Origin of the sequence: Vibrio sp. A2-1 (assembly GCF_021728355.1) — a bacterium.
Classification (GTDB): domain Bacteria; phylum Pseudomonadota; class Gammaproteobacteria; order Enterobacterales; family Vibrionaceae; genus Vibrio; species Vibrio splendidus_K.
In genome coordinates this window covers 1-12,657 of record NZ_JAKKCO010000015.1, presented here as the reverse complement: position 1 = coordinate 12,657, position 12,657 = coordinate 1, and the positions used below count along the sequence as shown (strand labels likewise).

12 protein-coding genes, 1 rRNA gene and 1 riboswitch are annotated in these 12,657 nt (G+C 43.0%); of the genes, 10 read left to right on the top strand and 3 right to left on the bottom strand.

Going from position 1 to position 12,657, the window contains the following annotated elements; all coding sequences use genetic code 11:
* The first annotated feature begins 57 nt into the window (after positions 1 to 57).
* The 4 genes from L3V33_RS22635 to dinF all read left to right on the top strand — a co-directional run bounded on the left by L3V33_RS22635 (position 58) and on the right by dinF (position 3,584).
* Entirely contained in the window at positions 58 to 420 is a 363-nt protein-coding gene (locus tag L3V33_RS22635) for a diacylglycerol kinase (RefSeq protein WP_054542654.1), read from the top strand.
* A 94-nt stretch (positions 421 to 514) separates the two neighbouring features.
* Positions 515 to 1,135 carry a transcriptional repressor LexA gene (gene lexA, locus L3V33_RS22630; RefSeq protein ID WP_004736702.1) on the top strand — a complete coding sequence of 207 codons (621 nt, stop codon included), beginning with the start codon at positions 515 to 517 and terminating at the stop codon, positions 1,133 to 1,135.
* A gap of 97 nt (positions 1,136 to 1,232) precedes the next feature.
* Positions 1,233 to 2,111 (top strand): class I SAM-dependent methyltransferase, encoded by an 879-nt coding sequence (locus tag L3V33_RS22625; protein ID WP_237291230.1) that lies wholly within the window; start codon positions 1,233 to 1,235, stop codon positions 2,109 to 2,111.
* Positions 2,112 to 2,228: 117 nt separating this feature from the next.
* Positions 2,229 to 3,584, top strand: coding sequence for an MATE family efflux transporter DinF (gene dinF, locus L3V33_RS22620; RefSeq protein WP_171330969.1), 1,356 nt, complete (start codon positions 2,229 to 2,231; stop codon positions 3,582 to 3,584).
* 185 nt (positions 3,585 to 3,769) lie between these two features.
* Here the strand turns inward: dinF and sthA are convergent, their stop codons facing one another.
* Positions 3,770 to 5,170 (bottom strand): Si-specific NAD(P)(+) transhydrogenase, encoded by a 1,401-nt coding sequence (sthA, locus tag L3V33_RS22615; protein WP_004736699.1) that lies wholly within the window; start codon positions 5,168 to 5,170, stop codon positions 3,770 to 3,772.
* A gap of 327 nt (positions 5,171 to 5,497) precedes the next feature.
* On the opposite strand from sthA, the gene fabR reads away from it, so the two are divergent.
* Positions 5,498 to 6,139 carry an HTH-type transcriptional repressor FabR gene (fabR, locus tag L3V33_RS22610; protein WP_004736697.1) on the top strand — a complete coding sequence of 214 codons (642 nt, stop codon included), beginning with the start codon at positions 5,498 to 5,500 and terminating at the stop codon, positions 6,137 to 6,139.
* The gene (locus L3V33_RS22605; RefSeq protein ID WP_065205740.1) at positions 6,139 to 6,510 is read left to right on the top strand and encodes a YijD family membrane protein; all 372 of its coding nucleotides are present in this window, start codon (positions 6,139 to 6,141) and stop codon (positions 6,508 to 6,510) included. Before fabR ends, L3V33_RS22605 begins: the two co-directional genes overlap by 1 nt.
* Before the next feature lie 74 nt (positions 6,511 to 6,584).
* On the opposite strand, the gene trmA is transcribed toward L3V33_RS22605, so the two are convergent.
* Complete coding sequence (trmA, locus tag L3V33_RS22600) at positions 6,585 to 7,694, bottom strand: tRNA (uridine(54)-C5)-methyltransferase TrmA (RefSeq protein ID WP_171330967.1); 1,110 nt, start codon at positions 7,692 to 7,694, stop codon at positions 6,585 to 6,587.
* A gap of 155 nt (positions 7,695 to 7,849) precedes the next feature.
* Positions 7,850 to 8,055: riboswitch (cobalamin riboswitch) on the top strand.
* A 39-nt stretch (positions 8,056 to 8,094) separates the two neighbouring features.
* Between trmA and btuB the strand changes: the two genes are divergently transcribed.
* Genes btuB through murI form a run of 3 tightly spaced genes read left to right on the top strand, consistent with a single transcriptional unit; the run spans position 8,095 to position 11,511 of the window.
* Positions 8,095 to 9,930 carry a TonB-dependent vitamin B12 receptor gene (gene btuB / locus L3V33_RS22595; protein WP_171330965.1) on the top strand — a complete coding sequence of 612 codons (1,836 nt, stop codon included), beginning with the start codon at positions 8,095 to 8,097 and terminating at the stop codon, positions 9,928 to 9,930.
* Positions 9,931 to 9,978: 48 nt separating this feature from the next.
* A complete protein-coding gene (locus tag L3V33_RS22590) occupies positions 9,979 to 10,644 on the top strand; it encodes an ATPase (protein ID WP_054548337.1) in 666 nt (221 codons plus the stop codon).
* 60 nt (positions 10,645 to 10,704) lie between these two features.
* The gene (murI, locus tag L3V33_RS22585) at positions 10,705 to 11,511 is read left to right on the top strand and encodes a glutamate racemase (RefSeq protein ID WP_054548336.1); all 807 of its coding nucleotides are present in this window, start codon (positions 10,705 to 10,707) and stop codon (positions 11,509 to 11,511) included.
* Here murI and L3V33_RS22580 read toward each other — a convergent pair.
* Positions 11,474 to 11,926, bottom strand: coding sequence for an RNA-binding protein (locus L3V33_RS22580; RefSeq protein WP_004736687.1), 453 nt, complete (start codon positions 11,924 to 11,926; stop codon positions 11,474 to 11,476). The two genes, murI and L3V33_RS22580, sit on opposite strands and share 38 nt — an antisense overlap.
* A gap of 652 nt (positions 11,927 to 12,578) precedes the next feature.
* Between L3V33_RS22580 and L3V33_RS22575 the strand changes: the two genes are divergently transcribed.
* Positions 12,579 to 12,657, top strand: a 16S ribosomal RNA gene (locus L3V33_RS22575); the annotation flags it as partial.

Below are 12,657 nucleotides of genomic sequence, written 5' to 3'. Positions count from 1 at the left end.
TATTGCCGTTAAGTTTGTGGAAAATCATTCATCGACTGATTGAGTATAGGGTTAAAAATGACCAAAAAATCAAACACCGGATTCAAACGTATAGTGAAAGCGGCGGGCTTTTCATGGCAAGGCATCACGAGCTCGTTTAAAAATGAGGCGGCATTTCGACAAGAAGTCTTCATGGCCGCAGTGCTTATTCCGTTGGCGTTTTACTTAGATGTAAGCCAAGTTGAGAGAATCTTGATGATTTCAGCAGTCGTGTTGGTGATGGTTGTCGAGTTGATCAATACCGCGATTGAAGCGGTCGTTGACCGAATCGGTAGTGAACATCATGAGCTTTCTGGGATGGCGAAAGATGTTGGCTCAGCTGCAGTTTTTATCTGTTTAGTATTAGCGGGTTACGTGTGGCTAGATATCTTGTTTTTGTAATTCGCTAAAAATGAACTAAAAACAACCAATTGCTTTGCTTTTGTTCAGTTACTGGATATACTCACAGTCAACTGTATAAAAAGACAGGTGAATCATGAAGCCGTTAACGCCCCGCCAGCAACAAGTTTTTGACCTTATCAAAAGTAAGATCGAAGATTTCGGTATGCCACCGACACGTGCAGAAATCGCGCGCGAACTTGGCTTCCGTTCTGCTAATGCTGCAGAAGAACATTTAAAAGCTCTTGCTCGTAAAGAAGCGATTGAGATTATCCCGGGTGCGTCTCGTGGTATTCGTATTTTGCTTGAAGATGCAGCGAATGAAGAGCAAGGTTTACCACTAATCGGTCAGGTTGCCGCTGGTGAGCCTATTTTGGCTCAAGAGCATGTAGAAATGCATTATCAAGTTGATCCAGGCATGTTTAAACCACAAGCTGACTTCTTACTCCGTGTAAATGGCGAAAGTATGAAAGACATCGGCATTATGGACGGTGATCTATTAGCTGTTCATAAAACACAAGATGTCCGCGATGGTCAGGTTGTCGTGGCTCGTGTCGATGATGATGTAACGGTAAAACGCCTAGAACGTAAAGGTTCAACGGTGCTGTTACACGCTGAAAATGAAGAGTTTTCTCCAATCCATGTCGATCTGGAATCTCAACACTTGTCTATTGAAGGGCTTGCGGTTGGTATTATCCGGAACACTGACTGGATGTAATCAGTACAAACAGCTTATTGATATTTATTCTCAATAACTTGTTATTGTAATTGATATTCATTATCATCTTCTTTGTCGAGATACAAGGAAGATGATGATGCCAAATCCAACCAAACCTCAAATGAAGCCGCTTATTCCTAAGCCGCGCTCTTCTGTTCAAAAGGCTCCTTTTGATCGAGGGTCTGCACATCAGGAATTTCAAGTTCCGACGGATCTCGTTCAACATCTTTGGTTTCGTAGCCGCGAAAGCCTTGCCGATGACGGCTTAGTCTATGACCCTATCGCAGCTCAAGCCTGCAAGCGCTGCCAATTAGCACCGGAATGTCTTACTGGTGAACTCGACCAACAACAACTTCTCTACGCAACATTGACTCAGCTTTGTGACTCTCAAGTTCAACAATTTCTATCTCATAACCCAGATGCTTGGATTATCAATGTTGGGGCAGGCCTCGATACTCGTTTCTACCGTTTAGATAATGGCCGCTGTCATTGGGTTGAATTGGATGTAACTGAAAATCTAGTTTGGCGCCAACGCCTGTTCCACAAGAATGAACGCTACCGTTTGGAGTGTGGTTCGGTTGATGATCTGACTTGGTTGGATGAGCTCAACATCCCAGAACAAGCCTCAGTGATGGTGGTGTGTGAACATGCTTTGCTTGATTGCAATGAACAACAGACCGCATATTTTATTCAGTCATTGAGTCGTTACTTTACTCATGCACACGCGTGTTTAGTGTTAGCTGGAGACAAAAGCTCTAGTGCTCTGGGGCAAAAGCTTGGTTCAGGAAAATATGCACATGGCTTATCTTCTCCAGTAGACAGTGTTCTTAATTGGCTGCCATGGGCGCAATGGGTAAAAGCGTTTTCTCCACTTGATCAACAATGCAATCGTTGGAAATTGTGGCAGCGATTACTGTGTAAGATCTCGCAGGTCAAAAAGCGCTTAACGCCACAGTTAGTGCTTGTTAAATGGTAGTGCGAGCGACTTTGTTTGCAGGTAGCTGAATAGAAGTATCAAGATAAGTAAAACCCTACAACATAGTGAAAGCCCACCCACTAGGTTAAACTATCGCCTCTAATCAAAGAGGTGAGCGTGAAGCTATTTAATCCCCAAACTATTTTTCAAACGCTATCCAATCAGGCGATGCACAAAAAAGTGCTATTGCTCGCGATCCCGATGGTTCTCTCTAATATTACGGTGCCACTGCTGGGTTTAGTCGATGCTGCGGTTATCGGTCACCTAGAGCATTCTTGGTATTTAGGTGGTGTGGCCTTAGGCGGCACCATGATCAGTGTGACCTTCTGGTTGCTTGGTTTCCTGCGTATGTCGACGACTGGATTGGCCGCGCAATCTTATGGTGCGAATGATGGTAAGCAGCTTGGTTTAGTCTTTGTGCAAGGCGTGACTATGGCCTTAGGGTTTGCTGGTGTCTTTTTGCTTTTACACAGCTTTGTTGCGGATGCGGTTTTCTCATTGAGCAGTGCCAGCGAGCAAGTCAAACATTATGGCCTGCAGTACTTCTCTATCCGTGCCTGGAGTGCGCCTGCTGCGCTAACTAACTTTGTAATTTTAGGTTGGTTGCTCGGAACCCAAAATGCTAAAGCGCCAATGTGGATGGTGATTATCACTAATATCACCAACATTGTTTTGGATATCGTATTTGTGATTGGCCTCGGCTGGCAAGTTGAAGGTGCGGCATTGGCATCGGTGATAGCGGACTATGCGGGTTTAACGTTTGGCTTAATTTGTGTTTATCGAATCTGGATGAAGAGGCAACTGCCATCTCCATGGGAGCTGCTTAAGAAAACCAGCCAAGGTTTGAGTCGTTTCGTAAAACTGAATCGCGATATCTTTCTGCGCTCGCTGTGTCTGCAAGCGACTTTCACTTTTATGACCTTCCAAGGTGCAAGTTTTGGTGATGATGTGGTGGCGGCCAATGCGGTATTGATGAGCTTCTTGATGATCATCTCTTATGGGATGGATGGTTTTGCTTATGCAATGGAAGCTATGGTCGGAAAGGCGATTGGCGCGAGAGATAAAGAAGAGTTAAATCAGTCTTTGATTGGCACTTTCTTCTGGAGCTTCAATATTTGTTTGGTACTGACCATAGCGTTCGCGATTGTTGGGCCTAGTTTGATTAATATGATTACTACAATTCCAGAGGTTAAGAGTCAGGCTGAGGTATATCTGCCATGGCTGATTGCGATGCCGCTAGTTTCTATGTGGTGCTTCTTGCTAGACGGTATTTTCGTGGGCGCTACCAAAGGCAAAGATATGCGTAACAGTATGTTTGTGGCCACCTGCAGTTTCTTTGCGATTTTCTACTTAGCATCAGGTTTAGAGAACCATGCGCTGTGGCTAGCAATGTTGAGCTTTATGGCAATGCGCGGCATTGGTCTTGGTGTTCTATTTATCTCTCAGTGGAAGAAAGGGGAGTTTCTCGCTTAGCTTAGATAGCTTAGTTCAGGGAGCGAAAAAGAGAAATTGCGCAGGTAAGGTAGCATTTAGAACATCATGATCTAATTGCAAGAATGACTATATAATTCAGTGGTTTAAATAAAAACAGCAAGCTCATGGCTTGCTGTTTATGTATTTGGCCTACAGGTGGTCAAATAGTCCTATTGGTTCTTTGTTTAGAACAAACGGTTAAGTCCGTTCAGCGCTGCGACGCGATACGCTTCGGCCATTGTTGGATAGTTGAAGGTCGTATTCACAAAGTACTCGATGGTATTGGCTTCGCCTTTCTGTTCCATGATCGCCTGACCGATGTGGATGATCTCAGCAGCACGCTCACCAAACACGTGGATACCTAAAATCTCTTTAGTTTCACGATGGAAAAGTATCTTCAAGCTACCAATATCTTTACCTGCGATTTGAGCACGAGCTAAGTGCTTGAATGAAGATCGTCCCACTTCATACGGTACTTTAGCTGCGGTAAGCTCTTGTTCTGTTTTTCCGACAGAGCTGATCTCAGGAATGGTGTAGATACCTGTTGGGATGTCTTCGATAAGGTGTCGTTCTGCTTCACCTTTCACCACGGCTTGAGCCACGAATCGACCTTGGTCATAAGCAGCACTTGCTAGGCTAGGATAACCAATCACATCACCAACAGCGTAAACATGTTCAACACTGGTTTGGTAGTTGCTGTTGACTGATACTTGTCCTCGAGAGTCCGCTTCTAAGCCAACGGCACCAAGATTCAGCTTGTCAGTATTACCCGTTCGGCCATTGGCATACAGTAGACAGTCGGCACGCATTTTCTTACCTGATTCTAGGTGAATGATCACGCCATCGTCAGTACCTTCAATTTTCTCAAAGGTTTCATCGTTACGAATAACAACGCCGCTGTTCCAGAAGTGATAAGACAGAGCATCCGAGGTTTCATTGTCTAAGAATGACAACAGGCGATCGCGAGTATTAATAAGATCGGTTTTAACGCCTAAACCACGGAAGATCGACGCGTACTCACAACCAATAACGCCAGCACCATAGATGATGATGTGTTGAGGGTCGTGTTTAAGAGAAAGAATCGAGTCGCTGTCGTAGATACGTTCATGCAGAAAGTCGACGTTGTCTGGCTGATAAGGGCGAGAACCTGTTGCGATAACAAATTTGTCTGCGCTGTAATGTTCTTCAGTACCATCGCTCTGCATGACAGAGATAGTGTTAGTATCGATAAAACGCGCAGTACCAAACACTAATGTGCACTGGTTACGGTCGTAGAAGCCTTGACGCAATCGAGTCTGTTTGTCGATGACTGACTTAGCATGCCCCAGAATGTTGGAGAACGTTGAGTGAATGCTTTTATTGTTCTGACAAAACAGCGGGTTGCTATTGAATTCAATGATGCGGCTTACTGCATGACGCAGTGCTTTTGAAGGAATCGTTCCCCAGTGGGTGCAACCACCACCAACGCTGCTCTCTTTTTCAATGATTGCAACGTTCAACCCGGCTTTGGTTAATCCCATCGCTGCCCCTTCTCCTCCGGGGCCACTACCAATTACGATTACATCAAAGTGGTTGGAGTGCGGCATAGATATCTTCCTTGTTATATTTGATTAACATTGCTTTAGCGAGATTTTAACTGATTCTGTTCTTGGGTACATGAAAAGGGCATCAGAGAGTCGGTGGGATCACGCAGTGTTATCGAAAAAATAATATTTGGTATGTTGTATGTCTCCAAATGACAGTGTGGATATTGAAATTTTTTCTTCGAACGTATTTACTTCGGTACGTGAACAAAGAGGTGTGTTTAGTGTCTTATATAACCAGAGTGCCTTATATAAATATGTGATTCGAGTTATATTGAACAGAGTATTAGGCATGCCTGTTTTGGCTGTAAAAGAAGAGTTTGATAAAGTATGAAACCAATGGGCATTCGCGCGCAGCAAAAAGAAAAAACTCGTCGCAGCTTAATCGATGCAGCATTTAGCCAGCTCAGTGCCGATCGTAGCTTTTCCAACTTAAGCTTGAGAGAAGTTGCTCGTGAGGCTGGAATAGCGCCGACTTCCTTTTATCGTCATTTCAAAGACATGGATGAGCTTGGCTTAACCATGGTTGATGAAGGTGGCTTACTGTTGCGTCAGCTAATGCGTCAAGCTAGGCAACGCATAGTAAAAGAAGGCAGTGTGATTCGTACCTCGGTTGAAACCTTTATGGAATTCATTGAAAGCAGCCCAAACGTATTCAGACTGTTATTGCGAGAGCGCTCAGGAACCTCTTTTGAGTTTCGTGCTGCAGTAGCTCGTGAGATACAGCACTTCTCTGCTGAGTTAACCGAATATTTGATAACGACTGGCATGACACGAGATGAAGCTTTTACTCAAGCTGAAGCCTCCGTCATTTTGGTCTTCAACTCAGGGGCAGAAGCATTAGATTTAGATCGACGTCAGCGAGATGAATTGGCTGATCGCTTGATCATGCAATTGCGAATGATGGCCAAAGGTGCTTTTTGGTATCGTAAAGAACGTGAACGTAACCGATTAAAAGGCGGGATTGAATAATGTCGAATGAAAATAATACTGTAAACCGTGGTTCTGAAAGAAAGACACTCGTACTTGCTGTTGTTGCAGGTGTGTGTGGTGATGCACTGTTATCTTGGGTAACAATGAGCGAAGTGGGCTTCTCTATTTTCCCACTGATTGCGTTAGTTTTGGCTGTACAAGCACTTTACCAAGAATACCTAACTAATCCAGTATCTGAAGATATTCCATTAGTGGGTTTAGCTTGTTTCTTTGTCGGTGCATTTGGCCACTCGGCTTTTGTGAAAGCACAATACCCTGATGCAGGATCAAACTTCTTTGCGATTATCGTCGCTATGCTACTACTCGCTTGGGTAGGTAAGAAGCTAGGCTTTATCGGTAAAACCGCTTAAACCAACGTATAAATAAAAAAACGAGCCAATTGGCTCGTTTTTTTGTATCTGTTGTACTATCTAGAGAGCGAGATTTACGCTTTACGCTCTAGGAATACACCGGCTTCCATGTGGTGCGTATAAGGGAACTGGTCAAATAGAGCAAAACGAGTGATGTCGTGCGTTTCGCTTAGAATGTCTAGGTTCTCTTTCAATGTCTCAGGGTTACAAGAGATGTACATGATGCGCTCGTAGCCTTGAACCATCTTACAAGTATCAACGTCCATACCTGAACGCGGTGGATCAACAAAGATAGTGTTGCAGTTGTAGCTCTTCAGATCGATGTTTGCTTGTTGCAGGCGACGGAATTCACGCTTACCTTCCATTGCTACGGTAAAATCTTCCGCAGACATACGAATGATCTGAACATTATCAATCTTGTTCGCCGCAATGTTGTACTGAGCAGATTCAACAGATGGCTTCGCTAATTCTGTCGCGAGGACACGCTCAAAGTTTTGTGCCAGTGCTAATGAGAAGTTACCGTTACCACAGTAAAGCTCCAATAAGTCACCTTTGCTGTCTTGAGTACAGTCGACAGCCCACTCAAGCATTTTCTCTGCTACTTTACCGTTGGGTTGAGTAAAGCTGTTCTCTACTTGTTGGTAGATATAGCTGTCACCATTCACGTCTAGCTTTTCAATGACATAGTCGCGATCAAGGACGATTTTCATCTTACGCGCACGGCCAATCAGGTTTAGGTTAAAACCTTCATCATTCAATTGCTGTTTCAGTGCTTTAGCATCTTGAATCCATTGCTCACCCAATTGACGGTGGTAAAGCAGTGATACCAAAATCTCACCACTCAATGTAGAAAGAAAATCTACTTGGAATAGCTTGTGGCGTAGAGAGTGGTTCTCTTTCATTGCATCTGTTAGTAGAGGCATTAAATCGTTGATAAGACGGCTAGCTGCTGGGAACTGGTCTACACGGTATTTTTCTTTGGTCTCTTGATTGAACATGACGTAATACATATCGTCACCTTCATGCCACACGCGAAATTCAGCACGCATGCGGTAGTGTTGTTCTGGAGATTCATACACTTCCAACTCAGGCACATCGTATAGTGAGAACATTTCAGTAAGACGCTCAGTCTTTTCTGCTAGTTGTTCTTGGTAGCGTTGCGGGTTTACATCTAAATTCGCCATTGTTATGCCTTTTTGCTGTCGTGCTTTTAAATCAAGAGCGCAGATTTTATTCAATCACAGGCGCTTGTCCAGTGTTGAGAGCTATTCAATGTAAATCGAGCATGAAAACTATAGCTTATAACTATCTTAGACTAGACAAATGATTCATAGGTTAATACTATCTCCCGCAAGCTGGTGCCATTTGGATGTATAGATGGCTGAAGAGGGAATCTGGTGTGAATCCAGAACTGACGCGCAGCGGTAAAAGAGAACGAATATTCATAAGACACTGCAAATAGCTTTTTGTGGGAAGTCGAATATGAGGTAAACCATAAGGTTGTGCTCTTGAGTCCGAATACCTGCCAGTAGCTAAGCCATACAATGTGGTTTGGTAGGAATTTACGCGATTTAGGATCACAACATGAACAAATCCCTTTTAGCGGTTGCTGTAGCATCGCTACTTTCACCTATCTCCAATTTACACGCCCAAGAAGCCTCTGCCGACGAAACCATGGTAGTAACGGCTAACCGTTTTGAGCAGTCTGCCACTGCGACATTAACTGATGTTGAAGTTGTTACTCGCCAAGATTTTCAAAGAACACAAGCTAAAACAATCCCAGAGGTGTTGAGAAGATTAACAGGGATCCAGATTACTCAAAATGGTGGTAGAGGGCAGCTCGCTTCTATATTTGTTCGCGGAACAAGTTCTGATCAAGTTCTAGTTTTAGTTGATGGTGTTCGTTTTGCTCGTGCAGCAAAAGGTGCAGTAGATTTCAACCAGATCCCATTGAGTTATGTTCAGAGAATCGAGTATGTACGAGGAGCTAGAGCTTCTTTATACGGTTCTGAAGCAATTGGTGGTGTAATCAACATTATTACGATTGCTCGTGCGACGGATGAGTCAACAACATTGAGTGCTGGTTTGGGTAGCTTAGATTATCAAGAACTTAGTCTAGCATCCGGCGTTGCGACTTCTGAAAATGGTCAGTTAAACCTTGCTATTAGCCATGAGAGCGATGAAGGCTACAATGTTAAGCCCGTACCTGGCTTAAATGATGGCGACCGCCATGGCTTTGAAACGTTGAATGGTTTGATTGGTTATACTCATAAGTTGAATGAACAATTCAGTGTATTTGGTAATGTTCGTGCTTATGAGAATATTTACCAATATGACAATACATATAGTACACGTAGCTATATGGAGTCTGAAAAAGACGATTTATCAGTGTCTATTGGTGGTACTTATCAAGGCAGCCAATTACACTCTGAGATGCAAGCAACAGTACAAAGCCAAGATTCTTGGAATTATCAATTTGGTGAAAGCAAAACTTCTGGAACTCAAGACGAATTAGAACAAAACAATGTTCAGTGGGTCAATAGCTATAAATTGAACAAGAATGTTGTGTTAGCTGGTGGCGTTGATTGGCGCGATGAATCATATGTAGATAAAAACGCAAATAAAACATTCGACCGTTCTAACTTGGCAGTATTCGGCCTATCTTCAGTCACTGTTGATTCTGCGACGTTAGAGGCAAGCGCAAGAGTCGATGACAATGAAGAATTTGGTACAGAAACGACATATAACGTCGGGGCTGGCTATCAACTTATTCCAGAATTTGGTGTGAAAGCTTCATACGGTACAGCTTTTAAAGCTCCGAACCTTTACCAGCAGTATGATCCGTCTTATGGAACTCAAGATCTTAAGCCAGAAGAGTCTGATGCGATTGAGGTGGGCTTCTATGGCCTAGTGAAAGACGTATATTGGACATTAACTGGATACGATTACAAGATCACCAATCTAATCGATTACCACCCAACAACATATAAGTACATCAACGTTGACGGTGAGACGCATATTCAAGGTGTAGAAGTGACTGCCGAGTTTGATACGGGCATTGTTCAACACCAGTTGAGTGCTGATTATAAAGATGCAGAAGGTGATAACGGTAAGCAACTGCAGCGCCGAGCAAAAGAGCTGTATAAGTGGAATGCATTGGTGGCATTTGACGTTGTCGATTGGTCTATAAGCTATCAATATGTCGGTAAGCGACCTGATGTTGATTACGGGACATGGCCATATGGTGATGTAACTCTACCATCCTACTCATTGGTTGACACTGCTGTTAGCTATTATGCTAATGAAAACACTACGATCAGTGCTCGTGTTGATAACTTACTTGATGAAGACTACGAAACGGCTTTAGGGTACCCAGCCGCAGAGCGTGCTTACTACTTGAACGTAGCTTACCAATTCTAATTTACACCTAAACCGCCTCCGGGCGGTTTTTTCTTATTGGGTATATCAATGAAAAAGAAAGTCGTCATAAGTTGGTCGTCAGGTAAAGACTCGACATTAACGCTAGAGCGTCTACTTGAAAGCTCCGAATATGAAGTTGTCGCTCTATACACGACATATGTTGGAGATGAAGTTCCTTTCCAAGTGACTCCCATTGATGTGGTTGCCATGCAGGCGCAATTAGTCGGTTTGCCACTCATCACGATTGAGCTCCCGGAAGTGTTTCCTAGTAATGAGATTTATCAAAGTACCATTGTCTCCGCACTTAAAGGTTCTGGCTTATCAATCGATGCGGTCGCGTTTGGAGACATGTTTTGTAATGGCATTGCCGATTATCGAAGAAGCTATATAGAACCTGCGGGGTGGGAGTGTGTGTTTCCCTTAATGGGAGAGAGCAGTCAGGCACTTGCGAGTGAAATAATAGACAGAGGAATCGAAACCTTTCTCGTCACGGTCGATAGCGATGCATTAGACATGAGCTATTGCGGGAAAAAATACACGCTTGAACTAATAGACAGTTTACCGAGTCATGTCGATCCATGTGGCGAAGATGGTGAGTTCCATACCTTAGTGATGTCAGCGCCATGCTTTAAAGGTAAGCTCAAGATAGATCTAGAAAATGTAGAGCAAGGTGAGCGCTTTGTTCATCAACGTTATCAAGCTTGCATTATATAGAGTGAGGATTGGCGAAAACTAAGCGAAGGAGTATCATTGCAGCGAAACTTATTATAGGTAATCGTTGTGTCGGATAGTCTACAAAAAAATATATTGGTCTTTGATTCTGGAGTGGGTGGCCTATCTGTATATAAGGAGATAAGCCAGTTACTACCGAATCATAACTATACTTATGTATTCGATAACGAGGCTTACCCATACGGTGAACTCGATCAACAAGTTCTTGTCCGCAGAGTCCAAAGTATCGTCGCTAGCTTTGTGGCTAGCCACGCTATTGATATCGTAGTAATAGCCTGCAATACCGCAAGTACGATTGTCTTACCTACACTGCGTGCTAATAATCTAATCCCAATTGTTGGCGTTGTTCCGGCAATCAAACCTGCATCCCTACTTGCCAATAAAGCGGTGGGTCTGATTGCTACTCCCGCAACGATTACTCGTGAATACACACACGAGCTCATCAAAAACTTCTCGAGTAATAAAAGAGTCGAACTGTTAGGTTCTACTCGGCTGGTGGATATGGCCGAAGATAAACTCAGGGGGGAGACGATTGACCTTGAAGAGCTGCAACTCATCCTTCAACCGATGATCAATACAATTGATGTGGCCGTTTTAGGATGCACACATTTCCCGCTGATAAAATCAGAGATTCAACAAGTCCTAGGTAAGAGTGTTTTATTGGTTGATTCTGGTAAAGCGATTGCGAAGCGAGTTCAAGATTTATTGGATTTGGAGAGTAGTGATAAAGAAGGGGGAGTGCGTGAGGTTTTTTGTAGTGCACTTCCTAAGAAAGAAAGTGCACTAAATAGCATGTTGAAGCAGTTAGGATTTAGCTCAGTTCAGCTTCGTCCGTTTCTGGATGTTTAGGATCATTTGCAACTCGCACTTTTAAAGTTCGTTGCATGTAATCTTTATCGTTAAGTTCTGAAATAGCATGATTCACATCATTGCTAGCCATTACGACAAATCCAAAGCCTCTTCTTTTACCAGTACGTTTGTCTTTCATTAAGCGTACTGCAAATACTTCACCATACTCTGAGAATAATTCACGTACGTGTGACTCATTCGCTTTGTATGGAAGGTTACCTACATAAAGTGTTTTTGTTGATGCCTTAGGTTCTGAATCTGATTTTGAGTCGGTGCTTGAAAAGTTAACAACAAAAGCGGAAGCCAAGACACCAAGGATAAAGGTAATTGCAGGCGATATATCTACCTGAGAGAAAACAATGCCACCTAGAACAGCTAGTGCGACAATTAACAACATCGATTTTTTTGAGTTCATATCGGAATACTACATATTAATAAACGAAATAGACGCATCTACTCTTAACAAAATAGATACATGAATCTTACGTTCATGGTTTCCATTTTGCCAATGTATTGCTGTGATACGTCTCAAATGTTTAGTTTTTATTCGAAAAATGCGGATCTGGTGGCTTTTTAGGCGAACAAAACTTTTATTCAAAAAAGCCCTTGTGCTCTATGTCGATCTCTCTATAATGCCGCCTCACCGACACGGAGTGAGACGAAAGTCACACAGCGAAATCGGTAGAGAAAAAGGAGTTGAAAATAACCCTTGACTCTCTAAGTGGTGCAGGTATAGTACGCACCCCTAGCGACTGAGATGTAAATCACAAAACGCTAGCGCTCTTTAACAATTTAAACCTATCAATCTGTGTGGGCACTCGTTGATGAATATCAAAACGTTATTGGTTCTTTTTCGAAAGAGCGTAATAACAGTTACTTCGGTAACAAACTTGATTTCAATGAACTGAGTGACCAATACAAAATTAAGTTTACTTAATTTTGGCACAGTCAATTCATTATCATTCTGTTGGAATGGTAATAGCTTTAGAATTACATGTTTCTGTTCTTTTTCGAAAGAGCGGTAAATATTAGTTTTGAAGTCAGTATTCGTTGAGTCACAAAATCTTAAATTGAAGAGTTTGATCATGGCTCAGATTGAACGCTGGCGGCAGGCCTAACACATGCAAGTCGAGCGGAAACGACACT

What these genes read in the sequence shown, in the direction of transcription:
- btuB (WP_171330965.1), top strand. Translation starts at nt 8,095, where the DNA reads ATGAACAAATCCCTTTTAGCGGTTGCTGTAGCATCGCTACTTTCACCT.
- sthA (WP_004736699.1), bottom strand. Translation starts at nt 5,170, where the DNA reads ATGCCGCACTCCAACCACTTTGATGTAATCGTAATTGGTAGTGGCCCC.
- L3V33_RS22635 (WP_054542654.1), top strand. Translation starts at nt 58, where the DNA reads ATGACCAAAAAATCAAACACCGGATTCAAACGTATAGTGAAAGCGGCG.
- lexA (WP_004736702.1), top strand. Translation starts at nt 515, where the DNA reads ATGAAGCCGTTAACGCCCCGCCAGCAACAAGTTTTTGACCTTATCAAA.
- L3V33_RS22590 (WP_054548337.1), top strand. Translation starts at nt 9,979, where the DNA reads ATGAAAAAGAAAGTCGTCATAAGTTGGTCGTCAGGTAAAGACTCGACA.
- L3V33_RS22580 (WP_004736687.1), bottom strand. Translation starts at nt 11,926, where the DNA reads ATGAACTCAAAAAAATCGATGTTGTTAATTGTCGCACTAGCTGTTCTA.
- trmA (WP_171330967.1), bottom strand. Translation starts at nt 7,694, where the DNA reads ATGGCGAATTTAGATGTAAACCCGCAACGCTACCAAGAACAACTAGCA.
- fabR (WP_004736697.1), top strand. Translation starts at nt 5,498, where the DNA reads ATGAAACCAATGGGCATTCGCGCGCAGCAAAAAGAAAAAACTCGTCGC.
- L3V33_RS22605 (WP_065205740.1), top strand. Translation starts at nt 6,139, where the DNA reads ATGTCGAATGAAAATAATACTGTAAACCGTGGTTCTGAAAGAAAGACA.
- L3V33_RS22625 (WP_237291230.1), top strand. Translation starts at nt 1,233, where the DNA reads ATGCCAAATCCAACCAAACCTCAAATGAAGCCGCTTATTCCTAAGCCG.